The sequence below is a fragment of the Elstera cyanobacteriorum genome (genome assembly GCF_002251735.1).
GTDB lineage: Bacteria > Pseudomonadota > Alphaproteobacteria > Elsterales > Elsteraceae > Elstera > Elstera cyanobacteriorum.
In genome coordinates this window covers 15,152-40,130 of record NZ_NOXS01000030.1, presented here as the reverse complement: position 1 = coordinate 40,130, position 24,979 = coordinate 15,152, and the positions used below count along the sequence as shown (strand labels likewise).

At 61.6% G+C, this 24,979-nt stretch carries 19 protein-coding genes; 12 read left to right on the top strand and 7 right to left on the bottom strand.

Going from position 1 to position 24,979, the window contains the following annotated elements; genetic code table 11:
• The first annotated feature begins 121 nt into the window (after nucleotides 1-121).
• The 4 genes from CHR90_RS06105 to CHR90_RS06090 are packed head-to-tail and all read left to right on the top strand — an operon-like array spanning nucleotide 122 to nucleotide 5,497.
• Nucleotides 122-1,447, top strand: coding sequence for an outer membrane beta-barrel protein (locus tag CHR90_RS06105; protein ID WP_170941313.1), 1,326 nt, complete (start codon nucleotides 122-124; stop codon nucleotides 1,445-1,447).
• 25 nt (nucleotides 1,448-1,472) lie between these two features.
• Nucleotides 1,473-2,033, top strand: a complete 561-nt coding sequence (locus CHR90_RS06100) for a polysaccharide biosynthesis/export family protein (protein ID WP_094408111.1) — start codon at nucleotides 1,473-1,475, stop codon at nucleotides 2,031-2,033.
• A gap of 10 nt (nucleotides 2,034-2,043) precedes the next feature.
• The gene (locus tag CHR90_RS06095) at nucleotides 2,044-4,236 is read left to right on the top strand and encodes a GumC family protein (RefSeq protein WP_094408110.1); all 2,193 of its coding nucleotides are present in this window, start codon (nucleotides 2,044-2,046) and stop codon (nucleotides 4,234-4,236) included.
• 4 nt (nucleotides 4,237-4,240) lie between these two features.
• A complete protein-coding gene (locus CHR90_RS06090) occupies nucleotides 4,241-5,497 on the top strand; it encodes an oligosaccharide flippase family protein (protein ID WP_170941312.1) in 1,257 nt (418 codons plus the stop codon).
• 11 nt (nucleotides 5,498-5,508) lie between these two features.
• Here the strand turns inward: CHR90_RS06090 and CHR90_RS06085 are convergent, their stop codons facing one another.
• Entirely contained in the window at nucleotides 5,509-6,411 is a 903-nt protein-coding gene (locus tag CHR90_RS06085; RefSeq protein WP_094408108.1) for a phytanoyl-CoA dioxygenase family protein, read from the bottom strand.
• Between the two features lie 176 nt (nucleotides 6,412-6,587).
• Nucleotides 6,588-7,592: a glycosyltransferase family 4 protein gene (locus CHR90_RS06080; RefSeq protein WP_094408107.1), complete on the bottom strand. Its 1,005-nt coding sequence runs from the start codon at nucleotides 7,590-7,592 to the stop codon at nucleotides 6,588-6,590.
• A 266-nt stretch (nucleotides 7,593-7,858) separates the two neighbouring features.
• Between CHR90_RS06080 and CHR90_RS06075 the strand changes: the two genes are divergently transcribed.
• A complete protein-coding gene (locus CHR90_RS06075) occupies nucleotides 7,859-8,611 on the top strand; it encodes an RluA family pseudouridine synthase (RefSeq protein WP_308421782.1) in 753 nt (250 codons plus the stop codon).
• Here the strand turns inward: CHR90_RS06075 and CHR90_RS06070 are convergent.
• Nucleotides 8,608-10,326, bottom strand: coding sequence for a sensor histidine kinase (locus CHR90_RS06070; protein ID WP_094408106.1), 1,719 nt, complete (start codon nucleotides 10,324-10,326; stop codon nucleotides 8,608-8,610). The two genes, CHR90_RS06075 and CHR90_RS06070, sit on opposite strands and share 4 nt — an antisense overlap.
• 273 nt (nucleotides 10,327-10,599) lie before the next feature.
• Here CHR90_RS06070 and CHR90_RS06065 point away from each other — a divergent pair, with 273 nt between their 5' ends.
• Both CHR90_RS06065 and CHR90_RS06060 read left to right on the top strand, forming a co-directional pair.
• Complete coding sequence (locus CHR90_RS06065) at nucleotides 10,600-12,069, top strand: methyl-accepting chemotaxis protein (protein ID WP_094408105.1); 1,470 nt, start codon at nucleotides 10,600-10,602, stop codon at nucleotides 12,067-12,069.
• Nucleotides 12,053-12,379 (top strand): hypothetical protein, encoded by a 327-nt coding sequence (locus CHR90_RS06060; protein WP_094408104.1) that lies wholly within the window; start codon nucleotides 12,053-12,055, stop codon nucleotides 12,377-12,379. Before CHR90_RS06065 ends, CHR90_RS06060 begins: the two co-directional genes overlap by 17 nt.
• Here CHR90_RS06060 and CHR90_RS06055 read toward each other — a convergent pair.
• The gene (locus CHR90_RS06055; protein ID WP_094408103.1) at nucleotides 12,373-13,305 is read right to left on the bottom strand and encodes a 2-hydroxyacid dehydrogenase; all 933 of its coding nucleotides are present in this window, start codon (nucleotides 13,303-13,305) and stop codon (nucleotides 12,373-12,375) included. The two genes, CHR90_RS06060 and CHR90_RS06055, sit on opposite strands and share 7 nt — an antisense overlap.
• Before the next feature lie 143 nt (nucleotides 13,306-13,448).
• On the opposite strand from CHR90_RS06055, the gene CHR90_RS06050 reads away from it, so the two are divergent.
• Together CHR90_RS06050 and CHR90_RS06045 are read left to right on the top strand one after the other, a co-directional pair.
• Nucleotides 13,449-14,576 carry a metallophosphoesterase family protein gene (locus CHR90_RS06050; RefSeq protein ID WP_094408102.1) on the top strand — a complete coding sequence of 376 codons (1,128 nt, stop codon included), beginning with the start codon at nucleotides 13,449-13,451 and terminating at the stop codon, nucleotides 14,574-14,576.
• A gap of 3 nt (nucleotides 14,577-14,579) precedes the next feature.
• Nucleotides 14,580-15,959: a protein adenylyltransferase SelO gene (locus tag CHR90_RS06045; protein ID WP_094408101.1), complete on the top strand. Its 1,380-nt coding sequence runs from the start codon at nucleotides 14,580-14,582 to the stop codon at nucleotides 15,957-15,959.
• Between the two features lie 9 nt (nucleotides 15,960-15,968).
• On the opposite strand, the gene CHR90_RS06040 is transcribed toward CHR90_RS06045, so the two are convergent.
• The 3 genes from CHR90_RS06040 to CHR90_RS06030 are packed head-to-tail and all read right to left on the bottom strand — an operon-like array spanning nucleotide 15,969 to nucleotide 20,803.
• The gene (locus CHR90_RS06040) at nucleotides 15,969-18,152 is read right to left on the bottom strand and encodes an adenylate/guanylate cyclase domain-containing protein (RefSeq protein WP_094408100.1); all 2,184 of its coding nucleotides are present in this window, start codon (nucleotides 18,150-18,152) and stop codon (nucleotides 15,969-15,971) included.
• A 6-nt stretch (nucleotides 18,153-18,158) separates the two neighbouring features.
• The gene (locus CHR90_RS06035; RefSeq protein ID WP_094408099.1) at nucleotides 18,159-20,051 is read right to left on the bottom strand and encodes an MFS transporter; all 1,893 of its coding nucleotides are present in this window, start codon (nucleotides 20,049-20,051) and stop codon (nucleotides 18,159-18,161) included.
• On the bottom strand, nucleotides 20,048-20,803 hold the full coding sequence (locus tag CHR90_RS06030) for a hypothetical protein (RefSeq protein ID WP_094408098.1): 756 nt from the start codon (nucleotides 20,801-20,803) through the stop codon (nucleotides 20,048-20,050). The genes CHR90_RS06035 and CHR90_RS06030 overlap by 4 nt, the downstream gene beginning before the upstream one ends.
• A gap of 356 nt (nucleotides 20,804-21,159) precedes the next feature.
• On the opposite strand from CHR90_RS06030, the gene CHR90_RS06025 reads away from it, so the two are divergent.
• Genes CHR90_RS06025 through CHR90_RS06015 form a run of 3 tightly spaced genes read left to right on the top strand, consistent with a single transcriptional unit; the run spans nucleotide 21,160 to nucleotide 24,978 of the window.
• Nucleotides 21,160-21,867, top strand: a complete 708-nt coding sequence (locus CHR90_RS06025; protein ID WP_141210888.1) for a hypothetical protein — start codon at nucleotides 21,160-21,162, stop codon at nucleotides 21,865-21,867.
• Nucleotides 21,864-23,945, top strand: a complete 2,082-nt coding sequence (locus CHR90_RS06020; protein WP_094408096.1) for an MFS transporter — start codon at nucleotides 21,864-21,866, stop codon at nucleotides 23,943-23,945. Before CHR90_RS06025 ends, CHR90_RS06020 begins: the two co-directional genes overlap by 4 nt.
• A 1-nt stretch (nucleotide 23,946) precedes the next feature.
• Entirely contained in the window at nucleotides 23,947-24,978 is a 1,032-nt protein-coding gene (locus tag CHR90_RS06015) for an ABC transporter substrate-binding protein (protein ID WP_170941311.1), read from the top strand.
• Nucleotide 24,979 lies beyond the last annotated feature (1 nt).

The window sequence follows — 24,979 nt, the reverse complement described above, 5'->3', positions numbered from 1 at the left end:
GCTAGGCCCCCTAGGTCATTCAGCATAAACCAGAAAGAATCACGCTTTGTCAATTTGTTATAGAAAAGTTTTATAAAATCAGATAAACGTATGTCGGACTGTCTGACAGTGGATGCCCGCCATGATTCCGCCCTGCCGCCCGCCACATCGTTCTCTTTTGCCGTCCACCCTCGCGGTGCTTTTGGCGACGATCAGCAGCATGGCCGTCGCGCAGAGTTATCATCGCCCAATCCTGATCGAGAACCAGCCGCCACAAGATCCGAGGGATCCCTCCGGCGAAGATCAGCCAGGCGTGATGACCCGGGCTTATCCCGAGTTCAGCCCGCCCGGCATGACCCTTGGCGGCTTTACGCTCACGCCGCGGCTCATGACCGATATTGGATATTCCGATAATATTTATGCGCGCCCGCGGAACTCGCAAGCCAGCGCCATTGGTGTACTGACGCCAGAAGCGGAACTTCAATCCAACTGGTCGCGTCACCTGCTGCAAGCCGCCGTTTCAGCGGAAGCGAAGCGTTATGCGTCGGAAAAAAGTGAGAATGTGGAGAACTACCGCGTTAGCCTGGGCGGCGGTCTCGATATCGCCACCGGCAGCGTTCTGACGGGGGCGGTGAAGCGGCAGCGTTTCCATGATTTACGGGGCGATCCCGAGAATGAGGTGCGAACGCGGGAGCCTACCCCGTTCGATCTGACCGCGGGGAACATCGCCTTCCAGCAGCAACTGGGTGATCTTAGTTTTCGCCTGGAAGGCAGTGGTAGCTCCTATGAGTTTCAGTCGGGGACCGGGGTGAACGGGCGGACGATAGACGGCGCCGACCGCAGCTATGCCACCCTGGGGGGGCTAGGGCGGGTTAGCTATGCGCTTAGCCCAGATTTTTCGGTCTTCGGAGAAGGCGGCTGGCAGAACCGCACCTATGACCGCCCGAGGGGCAATGGGCTGAGCAGTCGCAATTCAACGGGGCCGACCGTTAACAGCGGCTTTTCCTTTGCGCTGGGGGGGCTATGGTCCGGCGAGGTCGCGGTCGGTTATGCCGAGCGTGATATCGACGATGCGAAATTCGGTTCGGTTTCAGCGATGACCGCCCGGGCAAGCCTGCTGTGGAATGTGACGCGCGCGACCTCGCTGCGTGGGCAGGCAGTGCGCGCGGTGGGCGAGACGGCGGTTGGACCGTCGGTCGCCTACATCGGAACCACCTATTGGTTCGGGATCGAGCATCAGTTGCAGTCCGATCTATTGCTCGGGGCAAATGTCTCCACCCGTACGCTTGATTACGTTCATAGCCCGGATCAAACCGATATTCTGTCGGTTGGCGCGCGGGCGACCTGGTTTATTAACCGAAATTTTAGGGCGCAGGCCGAATATAACTTTAGCCGCCGGGATGGAACCTTGCCCGACAGTAATTTTGACCGGAACATCGGTGTGCTTCGCTTTGTGTCCAGCTTCTAAGATCGCCCCGGCCTGAAAGCTGATAATGATCACCCGGCGCCGCTGCCTTGCTTTGCTTCCGGTTTCCCTGATCCTCGGGAAAGCCTTTGGCGCGGCTGGGCAAACCCCGGTGCCAGAGGTTGGGATTGGCGAATACCGCCTGGGTCCGGGCGATAAAGTTCGGGTTCATGTCTTCAACGAACCGGATCTATCGGGGGATTTCGATATCGATGGAACCGGGCAACTCGCCCTGCCGTTGATCGGAACGATCCAGGCGGGCGGCCTGCGGCTGATGGAACTTGAAGCGCTGATCACCAAAGCGCTGGCAGGGGGGTATCTTAAGAATCCCCGGGTGACGGCGGTCATTCTCACCTATCGGCCTTTTTACATTTATGGCGAGGTGCGCCTACCCGGCGGCTATGCCTATGTGAACGGCATGCGCATGGTCAATGCGGTCGTGCTGGCGGGCGGCTATACGCCGCGCGCGCGCCAGGGCCGCTTGCTCGTGACCCGACTGGTCAACGGTCAGAAGACCGAACTCGAGGCAACCGACGATACGCCCGTGCTGCCGGGCGATATCATCCGTGTTCCCGAACGTTTTTTCTGACGGGGGCAGGATGACACAACTGCAACCCGCCGCCCCGCCCCCAGCGACGCTCCTCCCGCCACCTGCGCCGATGCAGGAGGAGAACGAGCTGTTTAACGTCGGGCGACTGTTCAGTCTGTTGCGCCGCCGTTTTCTGGTGATGCTGATCGTTTTCGGAACGATTGTGGCGCTCGCCATTTTGTGGGTGATCGCCCAACCGCGCGGTTATACCGCCGAAGCGACGGTGGCGCTGGACACCCGCCGCGTCAATGTGCAGGAAATTCCGAACTTCATTACCGGCGTGACGCTGGATTTCCCCATCGTCCGCACAGAAGTGCAGGTGCTGCAGTCCTGGCCCCTGGCGGCAAAAGTCATTCAGACCTTGAACATCGCCGACCATCCAGAATATGCGCGCAATCAGTTGGGGCCGTTGGGGCGGATGGCGCGGACGCTCGGGTTGCCCGACGCGATACAAGGATGGTTTGCCCCGTCGCCGTCGCCACCGATGGAGATGGACGAGCTCGTTAACCGCTTCAACGGCAATCTATCGGTGATGACCGATGGCCGATCCTATGTGATCCGGGTGCAGTTCCGCTCCGTCGATCCTGCACTAGCCTCGGCCGTTGCGAATCGCTTGGTCAGCCTCTACCTGTCCGGCCAGGAGGAGGAGCGGGTCCAGACGGTCAAGCGCATCAACGGGTGGTTGAACGAGCGGGCGGAGGAGTTGCGCACGCAGGTTCGTCGGTCGGAGCTTGCAGTCCAGCAGTTTCGCGAAAAGAACAATCTGGCCGAACTGCGCGGGGCCAGCGTCTCGCAGCAGCAGATCGCTAATCTCAATAATCAATTGATTATCGCTTCGGCAGAGCGGGCGGAAAAAGACGCGCGCTTCCGGCAAATCCAGCAGGGGCGCAGCAGCGGCAATATTGCCAGCTTAGGCGAAGTGCTTAATTCGCCCCTGGTCGGTCGCCTGCGCGAACAGGAAGCCCAGGTGATCCGCCGCGAAGCCGAACTGACCGACCGTTATGGCGAAAAACACCCGACGATGATCGCCGTTCGGGCCGAGCGGGAGGATCTGCGGCGGAAGATTGACAGCGAAATCGCCAAGATCGCCCAGGCCATCGGGGCAGAGGCGGATATCGCCCGGGCGCGCGAGGCGTCGTTACGCAGCAGTCTCGAAACCCTGCAACGGCAGGCCGCCCAAGCCAATCCCGCTGAAGTCAGGTTACGGGAACTGGAACGGGACGTTGATGCGAATCGCGCGGTGCTGGATGCTTTTCTGACGCGGATTCAGGAAGGCGCGACCCAAGAAAATTTCGTTAATCCCTTTGCCCGCGTGGTCTCCCCCGCTCAGCCGCCAAAATATCCCGATCAGCCGCGTCGGGGCCTGATTTTGGTTATCGCCGCCATCATTGCGGCGGCGGTCGCGGTGGTTCTGGCCGTGATACTGGATGCGATCGACCGGACGGCTCGGTCAGCCGAACAGTTGGAGCGCGAGGTCGGCATCGCCTGCCTTGGGCTTGTGCCGCGCGCCGGGGCGCTGTTGCGGTCGGGCGGGCGGGCCGATCTGGTCCTGACCCAGCGCGGTGGCCCGTTCGCCGAAGCCATCCGGTCGATCCGCGCGGCTTTGACCGTTTCTAGCATCACCAGCCCGCCGAAAGTTATCCTGATGACCTCGGCGGTTCCAAACGAAGGGAAAAGCCTGCTGGCGCTTAGTCTCGCCCGCTCTGCCGCCCTCGATGGGGCACGCGTGCTGTTGATCGACTGCGACCTGCGGACGCCGGCCTTGGCCCGTAATCTTAAGGTTCCCGGCACCAATGGTCTCGATGATCTGCTGATACACGGGCAGACCGGAACCTCGCCGATTAGGACCGATCAGGCCAGCGGGCTCCATTACATCCCGACGGAACCCGCGCCGCAAAAGGCCCAGGAACTCCTGAGCGGGCGCTTGTTCGCCGGTTTGTTGAAAGAAGTTCGGCGCCATTATGATTTGGTGATTCTCGATAGCCCGCCCGCAACCGCCGTCTCGGATAGTCTGTTGATTGCCCAGCAGGCCGACGCCACGCTGCTGGTAGCCCAATGGCGGCAAACGCAAACGCATATGATCGCCCGCGCTGTCCGCCGCCTCGTGCAAAGTCATAGCCGCGCTGTCGGCCTGGTGTTGAATAAGATCGAACCTGGGTTGTTCGATCGCTACACCGATGGCCGCCGCTTGTCGCTTGATTAGCCGCGTGGGTCGCCTTCGCCGCCTTATCACGGTTGGGCTGTTCCTCGCGTCTTACGGGGGGGCCAGGGGGCTGGCGTTTTTAGGCGTCTTACTGCTGCCTCGGTTATTGAGCGCCGATCTCTATGGTGGGGTTGAACTGGCTCTATCGGTTGCCGGATTGCTCGGCAATGCTGTGGGGTTGGGCGTCCCCCAAGCAACGGCGCGCTTACGATTACTGCTCGGGCACGAGCGCGTGACTGACCTGCTGGCCTTGGCCTTCTTACTGTCAGCGACGCCCCTCGTCCTGGCCAGCATGGCGGCGGCGGTCGCGACGCCATTGTGGATTGTCCCGCTCACCTTAGTATTCGCGGCGATTTATGGGGCGCAATATAATCTCAGCTTTTGGGCCCGTGCCGAGGGGCAGAAGTTCATCTCCACTTGGGTCGATAATGGCACCCTGGTTTTGATCGGGATTGGCGCGGGGCTGCTGACGGTTTTGCAGATCACGCCCGACATGTCCGCCTCGCTCTACGGGTTGTGGGCCATCGCCCTTCTCTTGGTGATGGGTGGTGCAATCACCTTGCATCGTTTCCGCATCCCCGGCCTCTGGATTAATTGGCGCAAGGCTATGCGGGAAGGGCTGCCGCTATTGGCGACTGGCCTTGTGCTGGCGGCCTTCGTGGCGGCACCGCGCTTGCTGGCGGGGCGGTTCCTATCGCTTGCCGATGTTGGCGCTTTGGCCCTGGCCGCCCGCCTTTGTCTGCTGCTCTTAATTGTCTATCAGCTTTTGATGACTTGGAATTTCCGCAACTTCTACATTTGGCCCGCCGACCGCTGCGATAAGGTTTTGTCGGCAATTCTGATCGGATTAGCGGGGCTCGGCTGTCTCGTGATGCTGGTGTGGCCGCTGGTTGCGCCGGTCATTGCGCCGGATTTTCCTGATTTATCGCGCCTAACGGTCGGGCTTGTTGCCGGGCAGACCGTGCTTTGGGCGGCGCTCGCCTTGTTCGAAAATTCGCTTGGTCGTCAGGGGCTTGGTATGAAGGCCGCGCCGACGCTTCTGTTGGTGGGTTTGTTTGCCTGGGGCGTCATCGAGCTGGTCATGCTGTTTGTGCCGGTCACGTCGCACCGCATTGCACTTGCTGGGATCGGTCTTATGGCGGCAGGAGTTACCGTGCAATGGGGCTTGTTGTACCGATCCGGCATGTGCTTACCCCGCTCCGGGGCCGCGTTGGCCAGTGCCGCCTTGCCCGCGATACTGGCCGTGTTGATCGAGCGCTAAGTTTGGTCCGATTAGGGCTTAAAATAGAACCGATTGATGAAGGGATCGCATCCCTGCGGCAGCGGGGCAACGGGCGCGGGCGGAGCATAGGGCAGCCCCATCAGGCAATAGGTAACCTGAAAGATCAGGCGTGGCCGGTCGAGCGGTGGCAATCCCCGATGCATGCCGTAGGTATTTTCAAGGAAACAGCTACCCGCTGGGCCGGTAAAGCGGACTTCCGGCCCCAACTCATGGGCTTCGCTATCCGTATAGCGTCGGATATCGAGGTGCGAGGCGCGGTTATGTGACCCAGGCACATAGATGTGCGGCCCACTGCGCTCATCGACATCGGTGAGATAGAGAAAGAATTTATAAAAGGCCCAATCATCGACATCGCGGTGAAACAGCTCGGCATGTTCTGCCGTTCCATCCCCCGGCAGCGACCACCAGGCAGCGATATACCCAATACTGGGTTTGCAGCCCAACAGCGCCTCCATCCCCGCCAGGAGTACGGGATGATTGGCCAGGGCGGCGGCATGAGGGGCCTTGACCACGGTTTCAGGATCGAAGAATGCGACATGGGTTTCCGGCCGGGCTTCGGTCAAGGGAAGGAATCGGCCAAAGGTCGGACGGTACGGATCGGAAGCCTTTTGTTCGGAAAAATAGGCCCGCATCTCGGCAACCTGCTGCGGTTCGACCAGACCCGACAGCATGTGATAGCCCTGCTGGTTCATATTCTGAACCAAGCTATCGAGGCCCGCCGTCGCGTTAGACCCGGGGCGAATGGCAGACTGTGGACGCCGACGCGCTAAAAAGCGTGCCATCTTCGCGCGATTGTCCGGGTGGCGGATACGCCGTTGCGCAGTGAAGCCCCAGAAGTAGGGTGACGCAGCAATTCGAGCGTTGCGAATAATTTTTTCGACGAGTTTGCTCATCAGAACCACTTTCACCGAGGCAGTATAGCGTGATCATAAGCGCATTGTTTGGCGATTGCGGCGTCCAAAAAAGCGCTCTTAGAGATGAAGCAGCCGCGATAGACGCCGGTGGTGGCCCGCCGAGGTACGCCCCGAGCGCATTAGCGCAATCGGCGGTTCCGTTGCGGCTTCTAATGTTACACGGTACGCGGCTTAGCGAGAAAAACCGGCAGGTTCGACAGGACCAGCAGCCACGCCACCGCCGCGACCAGCCACACGCTTGTCAGTCCTGGCGCGATCACGCTGAGGGTCGAGGGCACCAGGGTTGCACTGGCGTAGAGGGCCGAGGCCCAGCGCGGCGACGTATCGTCCCACAGCACATGGTGCAGATGATCACGCCCGCCGCGGAACGGGCTTTGCCCCCGGCGCAGGCGCACCGCCAGCACGCGGGCCGCATCGAAGACCGGGACAATGAACCACAGCAGCAGTTGGTCGAGCGCAACGATCCCGCTATTCTGTGCATAGAGGCCGAGGATGCCGACCGAGCTGGCGATCAGGTAAGCGCCGCTGTCGCCCGCAAAAACCAAGCCGCGCAGATTGGCGACCAGGAAGGCCGCACAGCAGACCATCGCGATCCCGTAATAGTGGATCGGCAAGGCATCGGCCGTAATCTGAAGCAGCGTCAGCCAGACAAGCGCGTAACCGCCGAGGATGCCATTGCGTCCGTCAATCAGGTTCACAGCAAAAATGAAGGAAACCAGCACCAGCCCCGCCGCGATGAAGGCAAAGACCGGCACGATGCCGACGCTTACCTCCCAGGAGAAATGAAGCGCCGAGGGCACGAGACGCGGATCGAGCCAAAAGGCAGCGGCGACCACGGCCATCGATAGAATCAGCCGCAGCCGCGCATCAATGTCGGCGCGATCATCGATCAGACCGATAATGTAGTGGCAGGCAACCAAAACGACGCCAACCTTTGCGGGAAACGGCACACCAATATGAAGAGATTGTAAAAGCACACACGCTAGCCCGGCAACCGCGAGGGCCGTGCCACCCATCTTCGGCGTTGGCCGCGCATGGAACTTTCGCACCGCATTCGGCGTATCGAGAACCCCGAGACGGATGCCCAGCGGACGCGCAAGCCAGAGAATCAGCAGGGTGAGACCCAAGGCTGCGAGAAACTGGAGCAAAATCATCGCCATCAGAGCATACCCTTTCAGCGGATGCGTACATTCTTACCTTGCCAGGACGGTAGGCGCTTAGGTCTAAAATTTCCCTTAATATGGAATTAAATTAAGATGAAAAGCCTCCCTCTCACTGCACGGCAGTGTAGCGAAAATTCACCCCGGCCCTATGTGACATGGCTGTCATTGGCCCTGTCATACGCGCGCGCCGGGAAACGATGGTGTTAATGCGGGTGAGTAAAATTAACATTTTAGTAAAGGAGTGGATGGCATAAAACCATCCTATGCAGCAGATGGATATCGCAGAAATTGCCGAATGGCGCCGCCGATCCCCCGAAACACTCCCCGATCTCTTGGATGATTGGGTTTTGCATCGGGATGGACTCGTTTTAGTCCTTAACAAACCGGCCGGATTGCCGGTCCATTCGGTCGCGGGTGGAAAAAATTTGCATCTCGGCCAACTTCTTTTTGCATGGCAGTACGGACTAAAGCAGCCGCCGCTGCTGGCGCATCGCTTGGATCGCGACACGTCCGGTTGCTTGATTCTGGCCCGTCACCGCAAGGCGATGATCCGTATGACCGAGTTGTTTGCCGCCCGTCAGGTCGAAAAAACCTATTGGGCCGTGCTGGAGGGGATACCGGACACCGACCGAGGCATCATCGCGGCGCCGCTGGTCGATATGAAACGCCCCGGCGGTGTCACTGTCCGTCTTGCAAAAGCCGATGACGGCGAGGAGGCGCAAGAAGCCGTGACCGAGTGGCGCGTGCTGGCAACGGCCAATCGCCGGACGTGGGTAGAGTTTCACCCCCAAACCGGGCGCAGTCATCAATTGCGCGTCCACGCGGCGTCTATCCTCGGGTGTCCGATTGTTGGCGACCGGCTTTATGGGCGGTCGGAGCCTGGAGGCCTGTGTCTGCACGCCCGGCAGGTGGCCTTCGCCCCCCGCGCTAATAAGCCGCCGCTGTCGGTGACCGCGCCGGTGCCCGAGGCTCTCGCCACGCTCCTGGCGAGCTTCCCGACCCCGGAAGAGGTTTAAAGGTCGCCCGGTTCCGCGTCGCGGGGCAGTTCGATGCAGGGGGTAAAGTCGAGCGTTACCGAAGTGCCGGTGCCGACCTGGGTCTCGATGGAAATGGCGATTCCATGCGCATCGAGCAGATCTTTGGTAATCGCAAGCCCCAGGCCGGTGCCGCGCTCCCCGGCGGCGCGATAGGCGTCGCGGTCGTCGAAGGTGGCGAAGGGGCGGAAAAGGTCCGGCAGTCGTTCGGGCGGAATGCCGGGGCCGGTATCGCGCACGGTCAGCAGATAACGCCCTTCTTCGCTGATCCGGGCCGTCATTTGAACGATCTGGCCTGACTGCGAGACTTTGACGGCGTTCGATAGGAAATTGCAGATGGCCTGGGCCAGGCGGGTGCGGTCGCCGATGATCAACGGCCAATCGTCGCCGCCCCGCGCGTGGACCGTTACCCCCAGCCGCCGGGCTTGGCCGCTGCTGATCCGGGCGGTTTCGGCCACCAACTCCGCCATCGGGATCGGGGCGCGGTGCAGGACGATTTCGGCATTTTCGATGCGGGCGATGTCGAGAATATCGTTGATGATTGCCAGCAAATGCGCCGCGCTTTGATGAATATCCCCGGCGTAATTGGCAATGCGCCGGGGATCGCTGACATGGCCATCGCGGATAACTTCGGAAAAGCCCATGATCGCGTTCAGCGGGGTACGCAGCTCGTGGCTCATGGTCGCGAGAAACGTGCTTTTGGCGCGGTCGGCGCGCACGGCGCGCGCCCGTTCGGCGTCGAGGCTGAGTTCCCGGGCTTTCAGCGCGCTTACGTCGCGATGGCACAGAACCCGCCACGCGCCACGCTGCGCCAGAATGCTTTGCATATAGCGCCCATCGCCGACGGCGAAATCGGCGCTCCACTGTCCAATCGTGCCCTCGGCCAGCGGGGTGCGCTGCCAAGGGGCGAGGGTCAGGAAGGCCTCGAACCCCATGCCGAGGCTTGGCACGGCGGAGAGCAGCGTTTCCATCGCCCGGTTCCATAAAATCAGCCGGTTTTGCGCATCGAAGAGCGCCACCGCATCGGTGACCGAGGCCACCGTCAGCCATTCTTCACGCAGGCGGGCGAGGTGGCGCGAGAGACGGGCCTGCGCCCCCCGGGCGACGATGGCTTCACGATAGGTGGCATTGACCCGGCGCACGCTGAGGGTCATCGCCACCCAGTATACTGCCGCCAGGATGGCCAAGGTCCAATGCACGCCGCCTTGAACGGCAAAAAACACGGCCCACGGCAGCATGCCAGCGGTCTGAAACGCATAGGCGGCGTAGCGCAGGGCGCCCAAGGTCGTCACCGACCCGGACATGATGGAGGCAACCGCGAGGGCGACGATATATTGATCGAGCGGCGGCGCCTCTTGCATGAAGAGGCAGGAAGCCCCCCACAGCGCCCCGGAAATCCCGCTGCCCCAGACGGACCGCCGCGCGAGGCGGCGGAAGCGGGAGCGCGTTAAAATCCGGGCTTTGCCTTGAGAGAGTCTCCAACGCCGATAATGCCACAGGCTGCCGCCCAAATGCAGCCCGGCCCAAACCAGCGAGAGGGCAAAACCCACCGGCGACAAATAGTCGCTAAAAACGAACTGCGCCATCACCACAAGCGCTGCGGTTGCCGTCACACCGCTGTTAATCGGCGTCTGCTTTAAAAAAAGCCGAAGAACTTCAGCATGATAACGATTACTGCCAACGGCGGTGCTGCTCATGGGAAACCAGGGGCCTATGCGTTCTCGCAAGACATGGATGCGGTCGTGCCTTGACGCTGACGCAAACGTAACCCGCAATCGGCGCCTTGCTAATTTAGCACAATTTTAAACTTATCAGCGGAATTATCGCGGCCAATCGGATGAAAGCGACGATTTATTGGCGCTCTCGATACGGGGTTTGGGCGGGCGCGGTGCTGTTATTTGCGCGCCCGGTGATCCGACCGCCCATTACCATCGTATCCAATCATACTCCCTAAGACCGAGGTCCAACGAATGGATGAGCTTGTTCGCCTGCGTCATACAATGGCCGCCGTCCTGGTCGGTTTCATCGCTTTGCATGTGCCGGTGGTGGTGCTGACCGTTTGGTTACGCGGTGGCGATTTGCTCGCCCCCAGCTTGATCAGCGTGGCGCTCAGCGGCGCCAGCGTCGCGGCTTGGGCGGCGAACCGGGCCGCGCTGTCAACCCGCATGACGCTGGCGGCCGCGCTGATCGGCCAAGTCTCGCTGATGGTCTATGCGCTGGCCGGGCATCCCTGGCAGGCCGATATGCACATGTATTATTTCGCCGCCATCGCGATCCTAGCGACCTTCTGTGACGGGCGCGTCGTGCTGATGGGCGCGGCTGTGACGGCGGTGCATCACCTCATTCTCAACTTCGTCTTTCCCGCCGCCGTCTTCGCGGGCGGGTCGGATTTAGCCCGTGTGATTCTGCATGCGGTGATTGTGGTGCTGGAAACCGGTGCGCTGGTGTGGCTGTGCTGGATGCTGGGTAAAACCCTGGTGCTTTCCGCGAAAACCCTGGAGCAACTGGAAGAAAAGACCAAAGCCGAGGCCGCGCAAGCCGACCGTCAGCGGGCGCGCGACGAGGCGCAGGAAGCCAAGGAACGCGCCGCCCGCCTGAAGATGGCCGAACAGTTCGAAGCGCGCGTCGGCCAGATCGCCCGCCGCTTGGCCGAGCAGGCGACGGTGATGCAGAAGTCGGCAACCACGCTGGCAACCTCGGTCGGTCATGTCGCCGATGCTTCGCAGGGGGTGACGCACAGCTCCGCCGCTGCCAATGAAGGGGCGATTGCCGCCGCTGCCGCGACCCAGCAGATCCATCAGTCCATTCACGAAATCGGTGCGAAGATCGACGAAACCGCCGCCGCCGCCCAACAGGCCGTTCGCTCCGCCGAAGAAACCGGCACGCGGGTCCAGCAGTTGGCGGAGGCCGCTGATAAAATCGGCGAGGTCATCCGCTTGATCCAAGACATCGCCGCCCAAACCAATCTTTTGGCCCTGAATGCCACGATCGAGGCGGCCCGCGCCGGGGACGCCGGGAAGGGGTTCGCCGTCGTCGCCAGCGAAGTGAAGCAACTCGCCACGCAAACCGCCCGGGCGACCGAGGATATTCAGCGTCAGGTGTCCGCCATCCAGAGCGAGACCGACGAGGCGGTCGAGTCGATCCTGCGCATCGGGCATGCGATCACCGATATCAACACCCTTGCCGGGTCGGTAGCGGTGGCGGTGCATCAGCAGGACGCCGTGACCGGCGATCTCGCGGGTCGGGTCGATCTGGTGGCGCAGGAAGTTGCCTCGGCGACCGGGGCGATTACGGCGATTTCCGGCGATACCCGCGCCGCCCGTCAGGTTGCCGATACGCTGCTCGGCGTCGCCAAAACCCTATCCGAACAGACGGAAAAACTGCGCGGCGACGTCGATGCGTTCCTCGGCGACGTACGGGCCGATGCCCAAGCCGCCTAAGGTCGGCGCGCGGCGCTGGGTCGGGCGGCTCAGCTTGCCGCTGGCGCTCGGGCTGCCGCTGATGGCCGCCGGGGCGGGCCTTAGCGCCCCCCTAGGGTCAAAGGAGCCGGTTGCCGTTGTTTTCCCGCCGACCTATTCCCGCGACGCTACCCTGGCCGCCGTCGCGGAAGCCGGGGCGGCGCTGGTGGCGCCCGGCGGGCTGCCGTCGGTGTTCATCGTCCAAAGCGATGCAGCCGATTTTCACGCCCGGCTGAAACGGGCCGGGGCGTGGCTGATCTTGTCGAGTTCAGCCGCCGCCCTCTGTCAGTAACCGCGCGTCGGGTCGATCACCCCCTGCATCGGCGCGCCCCGCTCGAAGGCGGCGATATTGCCCAGGATTTGCTGAATAGCCTCACGTGGTAAGGTCGCGGCGGAGGTATGGGGCGTGACCCTAACCCGGGGGTGCCGCCAGAAAGGATGATCGCCGGGGAGTGGTTCCTGACGAAAAACATCGAGCAAGGCAAAGCGAATCGTGCCGCTGTCGAGCCGGGCGAGCAAGGCCGCCTCGTCGATCAAGGCCCCACGCGCCAGATTGATGACGGAGGCGCCCGGCGGCAAATGCGCTAACCGTGCGTCCGATAAAAGCCCCTCTGTCTCCGCCGTCAGCGGCAGCAGCACGATCAGCACGTCGCAGCCCGCCAGAAACGCCGGAAGGCTATCGAGCCCGGCATAAGTGGTGACGCCCGGCACGCTACGCGGCGAGCGGCTCCAGCCTGATAGCGGAAAGCCGAAGGGCTGTAATTTTTCGATCACGCCCTGGGCCAAGGCCCCCAGCCCAAGAATCCCGACGCGGGTTTCCGCCGGATCACAGATGCCGGGATCGTTCCACACGCTGGCTGCCTGCTGCTGGGCCAAGAGATCGAAGCGGCGATGGACGTGCAGCACCCCATAGAGGGCATATTCCGCCATCTGTGCGGCCATACCGCCATCGACGATCCGCACCAGCGGCACGTGCTTGGGAAGGCCGGGGTTCGCCAGCAGCGCATCGACCCCCGCCCCCAGATTGAAAATCGCCTTCAAGCCGGTCAGCGGGGCAAAAAGATCCGCAGGGGGTTTCCACACCAGCGCGTAGGGGATGGTGGCAAGGGTCTGCGCGTCGGTTTGGCCCCAGAGATGAACGGCCCGATCCGGCGCTTCCGCCCGCAAAATTTTAAGCCAAGGTTCGGCGGCGCCGGGGGTTGCGAGCAGCAGGGTCACGATACCATCTCCATGGCAGCAATCGGGGCGGCATCCAAGCGCGACAGAAGATGATTGGCAAGCCCACGTGTTTGCGCTACGTATTACCAACGTGAATCCGAAGTCTTAGCGATTTTAGCTAAAACCTTGAAGTGAGACTGATTATGGTGCCGACCTCCGCCCCGATGGATGCTTTCGCCGAACGGCTCGCCGAATTGATGTCGCCCCCGAACGAGGGGGAGGGGCGCTATTGGCGCACCAACCCAAAGCACGGTCTGGCGGCGACCATCGGTCTTGGCATCTTCATGGGGCTCGTCATGCCGCTGGTCTTCGGCAAGGCGGCGAGGGCCGATACCAATCTAACCGTTCTTTATACCGGCGACGTGGCGTCGCGCATGGAGCCGTCGAAGACCGATGGGACGCCCTGCACGCTGGAAGAACGGGCGACCGATGCCTGCCTGGGCGGTCTTGCGCGCTTGGCTGGGCAAGCCAATCTGGAGCGTGCCCGCGCGAGCACGGTGCTGTTGCTCGATGCCGGCGGGCAGTTCGGTGGTACGGCTTTCTGGACCCAGCATAAGCAAGATGTTCTGGCCGACCTGATGAACCGCACCCGCTTCGATGCGATGGCGGCGGGCGCGGCGGAATTCTCCGAAGGGTCGGAAGTGCTCGGCAAGTTCATTCGCACGGCACAGTTCCCCATTCTGGGTGCCAATATCGGCACCGACCGCGATCCCTATTTGAAGGACCAGATCTATCCGATGCTGGCGACCGACCGGGGCGTGCAGCGCCTGGGGTTGCTGGGGATTGCCGATCTCAATATTCCGCAGAAGTCGAAAGCGCCCGTCAACGCGACCATCGTGCCGATTGAAGCCAAGGCGCCGTTCTGGCTAAAGCAGCTTGGCTTCATGGGCACGAAGACGGTGGTCGCCGTATCGTCTGCCGGGGCGGAGAAGGATAAGGATATCGCCCAGCGTATCGCTGGGATTGATGTGATCATCGGCGTGTCGGGCAAAGGCGCCCACAGCGGCGGCCAGCCCCAGGGCGCCCCGCAGGTGATCACCGGGCCGGGCGGCAAGCCGGTGCTGCTGGCGCAGGCGGCGTCCTTCGGCCATTACCTTGGCAAGCTGAACGTGACCTTCGATAAGGACGGTCATCCGAAGGCCTGGAAGGGCGATCAGATCAAACTCGACCGCACCGTCCCCGAAGATCCCGACATCCGCACCCAGGTGGAAGCCTATGCCGCTGCTTTGGGGGACCGGCGCACGCAGGTCAGTCAGGTGCCGGTTAAATAGCGCGTGCCGCCCAGCGCCGCCTATCGCCCCAGCCGATCCCATGAGACGCTGGGGCCGGAATTTTTTGACCCGGTTCAGGCTGCGGTTTTCCCCCAGCATATTCTGCGCTGGCGTAACCAGCGCGCGGCCGAACCCTTGGGGCTAGGGACGCTCAGTGAAGCGGAATGGATCGACCATTTTGGGTGCTTCACCCCTCTGCCCGGCAGTTTCCCCCAGCCGTTGGCCTTGCGCTATCACGGTCATCAGTTCCGCCACTATAACCCCGACCTCGGGGATGGGCGCGGCTTCCTGTTTGCCCAGCTTTACGGTGCCGATGGGCGGCTGTTCGACCTTGGCACCAAGGGCAGTGGCCAGACGCCCTATTCCCGTGCGGGCGACGGCCGGTTGACGCTGAAGGGCGGCGTGCGCGAGATTCTGGCGACTGAGCTTCTGGAGGCACGCGGCGTTACCACCTCGACAAGTTTTAGCTTGATCGAGACCGGCGAGGCGCTGCACCGGGGCGACGAACCCAGCCCCACCCGGTCCTCGGTCCTCGTGCGCCTTTGCCATTCTCACATCCGCATCGGCACGTTTCAGCGCCTCGCCTATCACGGCCAGACCGACGCGCTGGGGCGGTTGATCGATTATGCGCTGGCCACCTATTGGCCGACCGTTGCCCCTGGCCCGACGCCCGCGCTGACCCTGTTCGCCGAAGTGATGGCGGCGGTGGCCAAGCTCGGCGCCGAATGGATGGCCGCGGGCTTCGTTCATGGCGTCCTCAATACGGATAATATCAACATCACCGGCGAGAGCTTCGATTACGGCCCCTGGCGTTTTCTGAAGCAGTATGATCCGCGCTTCACCGCTGCCTATTTCGATCAGACCGGCCTGTATGCCTATGGTCGCCAGCCGACGACCCTGCTGTGGAACCTTGAACGGCTCGCCGAATGCCTGCTGGATTTCGCGCCAGAAGCGGCCCTGGTGGCGCAGTTGGAAACCTATCAGGCGCGGTTCCGCCCGGCGCTGCGCGATACCTGGTTTCGCCGTCTTGGGCTGGTGTCGACAGAGCTTGAGGCCGACCTTGGTTTCCTCTCGACGCTCTACCAATTCATGTTCGACAGTGGCGCCGGGTTCGAGCAGACAATCTTTGATTGGGTCGGCGGACGGGCGGATCGGGCGGCGGCCAGCCCGCAGGCGGAACTTTATGAGCGGCCCGATTTTCGGCTGGTGCGGGCCGGGCTGGACGCCCGCGCCAATCCCGCCGCCGTCCTGCCCCCTGGTGATGGGCCTGCCGATCTGCCCATCGAGGATGTCGAAGCCCTGTGGGCGCCGATCGCGCAAGCCGACGATTGGTCGCGGTTCGAGGCGAAGGTCGCCGCTATTCGGGCCAGCGCTCGCGGCTAACCCGCCCGTCTATTTCTCCAGCAAGGTCCAGGCGCCGGTCCAATCGTCCGGCGGTGGGGCTGCCCGCAGGGCTAGGCTGCGCTTGAGCAGCCGTTCGCTGGGGGCATCGTGCGGACGCAGGGCCAAACATTCCTCGAAGGCCGATACAGCGCCTTGCCAATCGCGGCGATAGTAGCGCCGCAAACCCATTTCGAAGTGATCGCGCAAGCGGGCGGTGTGATCGTCCAGCTTCCCGGCTTCGGCCAGAAGTTCATAGACCACCGTCGCCTCGGTCTTACCCATGACGATGATTTTTTCCATCTCGCGGGTTTCGATACGCGCCCCCGCCAGTTCGCGTGTCGAACCAGAGATGAGCATGCGCGTGCCTAGCGCTTTATTGGCCGTCTCCAAACGCGCGGCAAGGTTGGCGGTATCGCCCAAGACCGTATAGGTGCGCGATTGGTCGGAACCGATCGAGCCGACAATCAACTCGCCGGTAGCGATGCCGCAGCGGATATCGATGCGTTCAATCTCGTGGGTAAAGCGCCCACTGCGCATCAGCCGGTTGACCCAGGCCCGCACCTCTTCCCGCTGTTCAAGGGCGGCGAGACAGGCTTCCGACGCTTGCGACATATCCATCGTGAACGGCGGGCCCCAGAAGGCCATGACCGCATCGCCCATATATTTATCGACGATCCCGTGCTGATCCTTGATCGGGCGCGACATCAGGGTGAGGTAATCGTTCAGCACCGACACAAGCTCGCTCGGGTTAAGCCGCTCGGACAGGCTGGTGAACCCCTGCATATCGGCGAAGGAGACCGTCATCACCTGCTGCTGACCGCCGATATTCGGATCGAGCAACAGGCTTTCGACGACGCGCGGATCGATGTATTTGCCGAAGGTTTCGCGAATCTTCTCCGCTTTGCGGCGTTCAGCGATATCGGCCAACATGCGGTTACACAGTTGCTTCAGCACCGACGACAGGAGGGTCAGTTGGTCTTCATCCCCCCGGTTGGGATCATGGGCGGCTTCCGATTCGCGCCGGTCCTGCACGATGGCATCAAGGTCGCCCAGCACTTCGCCGCGCGCTTCTTCGTCCAGCGTATCGGCCAGCGCCAGCATTTGGCGGCGGATCATCCGTTCCTGACGGCGGCGCTGGCGTTCGCGCTCGTCCCGGTAGCGGTCGATGGTGCGAGCATGGTCACGGAAGACTTCGACGGCGGCGGCGATCCGGCCGATTTCATCGTTCTTCGGGGCGAAAATCTGCACGGAGGTATCGCCGCGCGACAAGGCATTCAGCCCGGTAATGGCATCGTCCAGCGGCCCGAAGGACCGGCGCAGATACCAGATCAGGAAGGCGATGATCAGGGCAACGCCCAGCACCACCATCAGGACCGAGGCTAACCCGACCCGATCCACCCGCGAAACGGTGGTCGTCACATCCTTGACCGTCACCAGCGCCCCGACGACACGCCCAACCGCATCGACCAGCGGAACGGAAGCAATCTGATAGACCCGCCCAACGACCGTGCGATGCTCGATATAGCGTTGGCGGATCGGCAGATCGAAGGCCAATTGCTTGGCCAGCGCCTCGTTGGTGCCGTGGGCGACGCGATTGCGGAGCGACAGGATATAGGCATCCCCGCCCAACCCCTCGCTCAGTTCGGCCAAAGCGCGGTCGCTATCAATAGCCGCCGCCAAGGCGCCGCTGATCTGACCCGAACTGCCGATGACCGGCTGCGCTACGGTAATGCGAAAGCGGCGGCTGCTGTCCTGCTGCACGAGGGCCAGCACTTGCGGATCGGCCATAATCTGGCTGACCGTCCCGGCGTCCAGCAGGGTCGGTGGGGGGAAGCCGCTGGCCGTGGTCAGCAACACTTCGCCATCGTCATCGACAAGATCGACCTGATCGACGTGCCGTTCGCTCTGCAAGCGCCCAATATCGGCTTCGAGGATCTTCTGCACCTCGTCCTGTCGGCCATGGTCCAGCGCGTCGGCAAGCGCGGGGGAGAGCAAAGCGCGCAGTTGCGCGCGCAAATCCTGCTCGTACCGTTCGACGATCTTCGACCATAGCAGGGTTTGGGTCTGGAAGGTTTCTTCGCTCCGTCGGTCTTCGACCAGCCGTTCCCGTTGCCAGCTTGCAACAATGAGACCGCCGGTCAGGAGGAGGAAAGCGACTGCGACAATCAGGACGACCCGGGTACGAAGCAGCATCGGGGGTTAGGGCTCCCGGGACACGAGGGACTGAGGCCGCAGAAGGGCGGCACCCCCGATTATAGCGGCCAAAATGCTTAAACTTAACAGAATGTCGGGCATATGGGCCGAGGCCGTCAGCGCGGCCAAGCTGATCCCAATCAGGCCGCCCGCCGAATCGATCAGGATCAGGCCCGACGATGGGCGCATCGTTCGCATTGCGCCCCAGCCGCCGCCCAACAACAGCAGGCCCAATCCCGCACCGATAACATCGGGTAGCAGGATGAGCAGCGTCAACCCAACCGCCGCCAACAGTAGGCCGGTACCAGTCCGGCGCGACTGCGGGCCTGCCGCAAGAACACCGACCAGAATCCCGACCCCAAAGAGGGCGTAAAACGGGACGCTGGCCATCAACGTCCCCGAGGTCAGCCCCTGCACGGGCAAGGTGCCGAACAACACGGCGCCAATGATGACGGCCATAATCCCAGCGGACCAGAGGCGTGGCGTATCGACCTGTTCTTCCGTCTCGGGATCGGTGATCTCGGGCAGGTGGCGCAGGCTGTTCCAACCGTAAAGACCCGATGCCACACTGGCGGCGGCGAAGAACCAAAGCGCACTCTGCACCCCGAAACTTTCGCCGATCACCGCGCCGATCATCGGCCCGACGGCATGGAACCCGAGGCCGGCAATCAGCAAGGTACGACTATCTTGCAGGATATCGGTGCGGTAGCGCTGGGACAGAAGGCGCCACGCCAGCCCAAGCCCGATGCCCGCAGCCAAGCGGCACGTCCAGAAGACCACAGCGCTCGGGCTTGCCGCGACGATAACCAGCGACAGGGCGACCAAAACCAGCATCAGCAAGAAAACGCTAGTCCGGCGCGACGGGCGCACCAGCGGCGCGAGGACGACGCCAAAACCGATCCCGACGAGGTTGAGGCCCAGGGGCACTGCGGCCAGCAAGGCTGGGTCGAGGCCGGTTAGGCTGCGGTCGGCGCCGATTACGGGCACCAGCGGACGGATCATCTCGCTCAAGAGGGCCAGCAGCAGCAGTACCCAACGGCCATCCGGGCGCGCGGGCGGCGGCAGGGCGGGGCGCCCGGCTTCGGTCATCAGGGTGGGGAAGCGCAGTTTGGCGTCTTCCAGCATCCGCGACAGTCGGTCGGCGGAGGCGGCATCGAGATCAAGGCCGCGAATAGCATTGGCCGAGGCGGCGAACCGTTCGAACCGATCCGTCACCGCGCGCAGATTGGTATTTAGCTTGCGAATGGCGCGACCCATCGTGCCCGGTGCGGAACTGACGACGGCGGTGCTGTAGTCGCCTTCCAAAATCGTGCGAAGCGCCGCCCCCAATTGGGCCGAGGGCGTATCGATGGCCCGGGCCAGAATGAGCCGTGCGACTTCGTGCACCAGCAATAGGCTGGCGAGGATCACCCCCAGCGTGGTGGCGAGATAGAGCCACACCCGGTCGGCCATAAAGCTAAGATCGCTGCCGACGCGGAGCGTGCCGACGGTGGTGCCGTTGACGGTGATCGGCAGGCTGCTGACCACGGGGCGGGTCAGCGGTGACGCGCCGCCCCGGTCATCGGCGGGCAGCTTATCGCCAGAGGTAAACAGAATACGGCCCTGGGGATCAGTGACCTCAATCGCGTTCAGCGACGGGTTGTCGCCGATCACGGCTTCCAGCATTTCATCGACGCCCGCGAGTTTCGCCAGCGGAATGCCAGAGGCGACGGCGCCCGAAAACTGTTTGACAACCGAACGGCCCACCGCAGCGCTATTCTTCTGCATTTCGGCGACAAGCAACGGGGCGACGGTACGATGGGCCGCCCATAGTGCCCCGGCGACCGCGACGAACAGCAGCAAACCAGTGAGCAGCGTTAGCCGCAGGGAATAAGGCCGTTTGTCCATCGGGCGGCTCATAGTTCGTCATCCAGTCGCTGAAGGTCTTTGGCGCGGCCGTCGAGATAGGATGATGCCGAGGTAATTTTGTCCTGGGCAGCACGGGCGAGGTTCAGAAGATCGTCGTTTCCGGCGTCTGAGCTGCTGTCGCCGTTGAAAATCGCCAGCAAAGCCCGGGGCCGAGCGGCGGGCGGAGCGGTCGTCCCATAAGTGCCAAGAGCCAGCAACGCCGCCAAGCCTGCCAGGATGGCCGTTCCCCAGCCAAGCAGGCTTTCGGTGAAATCGGTCAACTTCTGGTCGAAATAGGCCTTGGAGTACTGAAGGGCGACGTAACCGACCGTTCTTTCGAAGTCGTTAACGATGGGGACGCCGATCACGATGGCGTCGCGCTCCGTCACCGTCCACCGTTGACCGCTGCTCACCTGCAAGGCCTGTAACCAATCGGCGGGGGCGTCTTCGCCGACCGTGCCGCGATCGGTGCTAAAAAGGCTACGCCCGGTATCGTCCAGCACCTCGATGGCCAAAATCTGGTCGTCATCGGCCTTTTCCCGCTCGATCAGGTCTTGGCTAACCCGGAGCTCTGCCAGGGGAAACCCGAGGCCGATATTCAATTCTAGCGCTGTCTTTAGGCTCTGCGACACAAACAAAAAGCGGGTTTCGGCAATCGAATCATAGGTTTTTCCAACCAGACTGCGGTTTAGTTGCAGCAGGAGAAGAAATATAATCGCAACAAAAAACAGGATGGCAAAAAAGATCCGCAATCGGAAAGTCATCGTGTACCACCCCATTGCTCAGATGGCGGTAAGTAAGCCACTCTGATGTCAACAGACTATTGCAAAAATACCAAAAGGCCAGCGCTTACAGACAAATCCAATCCGAGATTGGAAGATTCGGCACCAGACGTGAAGCCTGATCAAAATCCGGTTCTGTCTTGCCATAAAATTGCGCCAAAGCCAAGTTTGAGAGCGATTTTAATTTTCTGTTCATCATTGCCGCGATATGCTGGAAATCCAGTCACCGAAAGACTTTCTAAAGCCACCACCTAAGGTGGTATCACTATGGGTCGAGGCAAATCATGCGCGGAAAGCTGTCGCTTAAAATCGTTTTAATGCTTCAGCTCGTGTTCGGAATGGCACTGATTCTCACGGCTTTGTTGAACTATTTCAAGTTTGAAAAGACCGTTACGAACGTTATTGCCTCCCGCTTCGTCGTCACTGTCAATGGTTTGCAGGGTGACGTTGAAAATGCGATGAACCTGGGTTTGTCTTTGCCCGAGCTGCGTGATCTTGAGCAGCTTATCGAGCGCGAAGAGCGCAGCGACAATCAAATTCTGGCGATTGAAATCGCCGACCCGGCTGGAACCATCTTGTTTTCGACCGATAAGAACCGCATCGACGCGCGCCTGCCGGATGATTGGGTCCGCACGATGAGCCGCAGCGACGGTGGTATTTGGCAGGAAAGTTTCGAGGGTAATCCCGTGCTGGGGGCAACTCTTCGGAATACGTTCGGTCAGGTTGCGGGTAGCGTTATGTTGCGCTACGCCAAATCAGCGATTACCCAGCGCACGGCGGCAGTGCGGCCCGGCTTATCGATTGCTGCGGCGATTGCCATCATCGGATGCGGTCTTGTCACGGTGGTTGGCGTCTGGTTGGTGTTCCGCAAGATCATCGGCGGGTTCCGCGATGGGGAAACCTATGTCACTGCCGCTTTCGCGGCGGGCGGGGAAGCGGCATCCGTGCCAAAACCGCAGGGGGCCTTAGGCGATGATCTCGTCGCCATTGTCGATACCCTGAAGGGCGCCGAGCGCGAGCTGAAGCAGGCAGCAGAAAAAGCATGAATAATACTCTCGCAAAATCCATCAGCTCGCGGCTTTTGACCCTAGCAGTACTTCTGCTTCTGGTCATGCTGGCAGGCTTTTCTATTTTCTCGCGCAGTCTTTTTGAGCCGCAAATTCTGCCGGAACTTGAAAAGAAGGCGGAGAAGGTCGGCACCTATGTTTTGGCGCAGATCGACCGGGCTGTCGAATGGGGCATCCCCGTCGATAAGCTCTCCGGGACCGATGAGTTGTTCGACGATATCCTGGCTGACAATAAGGATATCGGCTTCATCACCATCACCGACCTGAACGGTAAGCGGCTGCATCTGCGCGGCACCTTATCGACGACCTTCGACGCCGGATTGGCCCAGATCACGCGCGACGCGGTGCAGGCCAAGGCGATGACGCAGGGGCGGCTTGGGACGGTGTTCATCACTAAATCGCTGCCCATCGAAACCGACACCGGCGGCATCGTCGGCGTTTTGCACGTTGGGGCGCGGGCGGATTTTGTTAGCAATCAGTTGGAGGAGGTCTACTACGACCTTGCGATCATCCTGCTGGTCGCTGCGCTGTTCACCTTTGAAATCCTGCTTTACTTCGTCAACGCCTCCATCCTGCGTCCGATCCGGGATATTCACGAGATGGCGACCCGCTTGGCGGATGGGTACTTCGGCCGCCCGATTGCGCCGAAAACCCGGGATGAGTTGGGGCGGATCGGTCTGCGGATCGACGAGGCGGTCGCATCGGTCCGGCGGCGCTACGAAGAGCTTGCCCAGGCGGTCACCGGTTGGGGTGCGGACGCCCGTGCCAAGGTTACGGGAACGCTGGATAAGTTCGAATTCGCCTTCCCGCCGAAACCGGCCGAGTTGCACTCCAGCGGCCAGCAGGGCACGGCGTTGATCCGTATTGCCGTTTTCGTTTTCAGCTTGGCCGAAGAGCTGACCCGAACCTTCCTGTCGGTTTATATCAAGCAGTTGTTCGATCCCGTGCCGGGCCTAGCGATGGAAGTGGTGATCGGCGCGCCGATTGCGCTGTTCATGCTGCTTTGGGCCTTGGCGCAGCCGTTCGCCGGGGTCTATTCGGAGAAATTCGGGCGTCGGAAAGTGTTCCTAGTCGGGGCTTTGCTGGCTGCCCTTGGGCTTGTCGCCTCGGGCTTGGCTCTGACCCTGGTGCATTTGTTGATCGCCCGCTCGATCACTGCCATCGGCTATGCGATGGTCTTCATCTCCGCCCAAGGCTTCGTTATTGATAATACGACGCGCGAAACCCGCGCGCAGGGGATGGCGGGCTATGCGGGCGGCATTCTGACCGCAGGGGTCTGCGGCCCAGCCATCGGCGGGATTTTGGCGGATCAGCTTGGTTTCCGTATAACCTTCATCCTATCGGCAGGCCTTGCGATTGCGGCGGCGGCGATGGTCTATCGCGCCATCCAAGAGCGCCCGATCATGACCCAGGCCGAACGCTTCAGCCTAAAGAACCTTGGGCTGTTCATCGCCAATCCGCGCTTTATGGGCGTGGTGCTTTTCTCGGCCATCCCGACCAAGCTGGCGCTGACCGCCCTCGTTTTCTTCTTGGTGCCGCTGTATCTGAACGAACAGGGCATCAGCCAGTCGATGATCGGGCGGGTGTTGTTGCTCTATTGGCTGGCGATGATCTTCGTGTCGCCGGTTGCCAGCAGCCTGTCCGATAAGTTCGGCAATCGTAAATTCTTCGTCGTCGTTGGCGGGGTCTTGGCCGCGGTCGCCGGGGTGGTTGCGGTGCTGAACACGTCGATTTGGTCGATGGTCATCGGCCTCACCGTCCTCGGTATCGCTCACGGTCTGGTGATGACGCCGCAACTGGCGCTGGTCACCACTCTGTCGCACGGTCAGCAGACGCAGAAACTCAGCGAAACGACCGTGCTGGCGATGTTCCGCCTGATGGAGCGCATCGGCAATGTCATTGCGCCCTTCGTCGCCGGTCTGTTGTTGGCGCGCTTCGGTTACGCCGGGGCGATCACGGGGATCGGCTATATCCTGGCCGGCTGTGCCGCCATCTGTTTGCTTCTCTTTGTAGCCTTCCGGGAGCCGAGCGCCCCCGCGCATGAGGGACGGGCTTGATATGATGAACTTTTCGCGTCGTCATTTCCTTGCCGGGGCGGGTATCGCCTCGGCGGGACTGTCCACCGGCCTTGCTGCCCCGGCCTTTGCTCAGGCGGCGGCGGGCAAGACCTTCCGTATCGCCATTCTGACCCCGCGTGAGAATATTGGCGATGTGGTTGGCTTTCGCGATTTCTTCGCCAATGCCCGCATTAAGGTCGACTACGATATGCGCGTCATCGCCAATATGGCCGATATGCCCGGTCATATTGAGGCTCTGCGCGAAACCAAGCCCGACCTAATCTTCACCATCTTCACGCCGATCACCCAGGCGGTTCTCGGCAGTCACGATGCGGCGGATAAGTCGAAATTCATTACCGATATTCCGGTGGTGTTCAGTTCGGTCACCAATCCCGTCGCTTCGAAGGTCGTGCCGTCGCTCGATGCGCCGGGGCGTAACTGCACCGGCACCCGCCACATTGCCCCGCTGGATACGCAGGTGCGCACGATCAGCCTGATGAAGCCGGTCAAGAAGCTGGCCATCATCTACAATCCTGCCGAAAGCAATATGGTGGTGACGGCGGATGAGTTGCGCACCTTGCAACAGCCGCTGGGCTTCCAGATGCTCGACAAGCCCGTGCCGATGGATGCGGAGAAGAAACCGAACGCGGCGGCGATCCCCGATCTCGTGCGGCAGGCCGCCAAGGAAGGTGCTGATTTTATCTACATCGGCCCGGATACGCTCGTCGGCTCCAACAATAGCAAGGCCGTTGCCGATACGGCGCTGGAGCTAAAGATTCCGACCTTCTGCGCCACGGAATTGCCCGTGCGCCAGTCGAATATGCTGATGGGCCTCGTCAGCCGCGCCTATAACGTCGGGCGTTTTGCGGGGTATAAGGCCAGCGAAATTTTGGTCGGCGGTAAGCCCGCGCAGTCGGTGCCGGTCGAAACCCTAAAGCGTTTTTCCTTCATCATCCGTATTCCGGTGGCCCAAAAGCTGGATCTTTATCCGCCAATGCGCCTGCTGAATATCGCCGAAGTCATCACCGCCTAGG

Bases quoted from the DNA above. Each gene is read 5' to 3' on its own strand.
- CHR90_RS06105 (WP_170941313.1), top strand. From the start codon at position 122: ATGATTCCGCCCTGCCGCCCGCCACATCGTTCTCTTTTGCCGTCCACC.
- CHR90_RS06100 (WP_094408111.1), top strand. From the start codon at position 1,473: ATGATCACCCGGCGCCGCTGCCTTGCTTTGCTTCCGGTTTCCCTGATC.
- CHR90_RS06095 (WP_094408110.1), top strand. From the start codon at position 2,044: ATGACACAACTGCAACCCGCCGCCCCGCCCCCAGCGACGCTCCTCCCG.
- CHR90_RS06085 (WP_094408108.1), bottom strand. From the start codon at position 6,411: ATGAGCAAACTCGTCGAAAAAATTATTCGCAACGCTCGAATTGCTGCG.
- CHR90_RS06080 (WP_094408107.1), bottom strand. From the start codon at position 7,592: ATGGCGATGATTTTGCTCCAGTTTCTCGCAGCCTTGGGTCTCACCCTG.
- CHR90_RS06075 (WP_308421782.1), top strand. From the start codon at position 7,859: ATGCAGCAGATGGATATCGCAGAAATTGCCGAATGGCGCCGCCGATCC.
- CHR90_RS06070 (WP_094408106.1), bottom strand. From the start codon at position 10,326: ATGAGCAGCACCGCCGTTGGCAGTAATCGTTATCATGCTGAAGTTCTT.
- CHR90_RS06065 (WP_094408105.1), top strand. From the start codon at position 10,600: ATGGATGAGCTTGTTCGCCTGCGTCATACAATGGCCGCCGTCCTGGTC.
- CHR90_RS06060 (WP_094408104.1), top strand. From the start codon at position 12,053: ATGCCCAAGCCGCCTAAGGTCGGCGCGCGGCGCTGGGTCGGGCGGCTC.
- CHR90_RS06050 (WP_094408102.1), top strand. From the start codon at position 13,449: ATGGTGCCGACCTCCGCCCCGATGGATGCTTTCGCCGAACGGCTCGCC.
- CHR90_RS06040 (WP_094408100.1), bottom strand. From the start codon at position 18,152: ATGCTGCTTCGTACCCGGGTCGTCCTGATTGTCGCAGTCGCTTTCCTC.
- CHR90_RS06035 (WP_094408099.1), bottom strand. From the start codon at position 20,051: ATGAGCCGCCCGATGGACAAACGGCCTTATTCCCTGCGGCTAACGCTG.
- CHR90_RS06030 (WP_094408098.1), bottom strand. From the start codon at position 20,803: ATGACTTTCCGATTGCGGATCTTTTTTGCCATCCTGTTTTTTGTTGCG.
- CHR90_RS06025 (WP_141210888.1), top strand. From the start codon at position 21,160: ATGGCACTGATTCTCACGGCTTTGTTGAACTATTTCAAGTTTGAAAAG.
- CHR90_RS06020 (WP_094408096.1), top strand. From the start codon at position 21,864: ATGAATAATACTCTCGCAAAATCCATCAGCTCGCGGCTTTTGACCCTA.
- CHR90_RS06015 (WP_170941311.1), top strand. From the start codon at position 23,947: ATGATGAACTTTTCGCGTCGTCATTTCCTTGCCGGGGCGGGTATCGCC.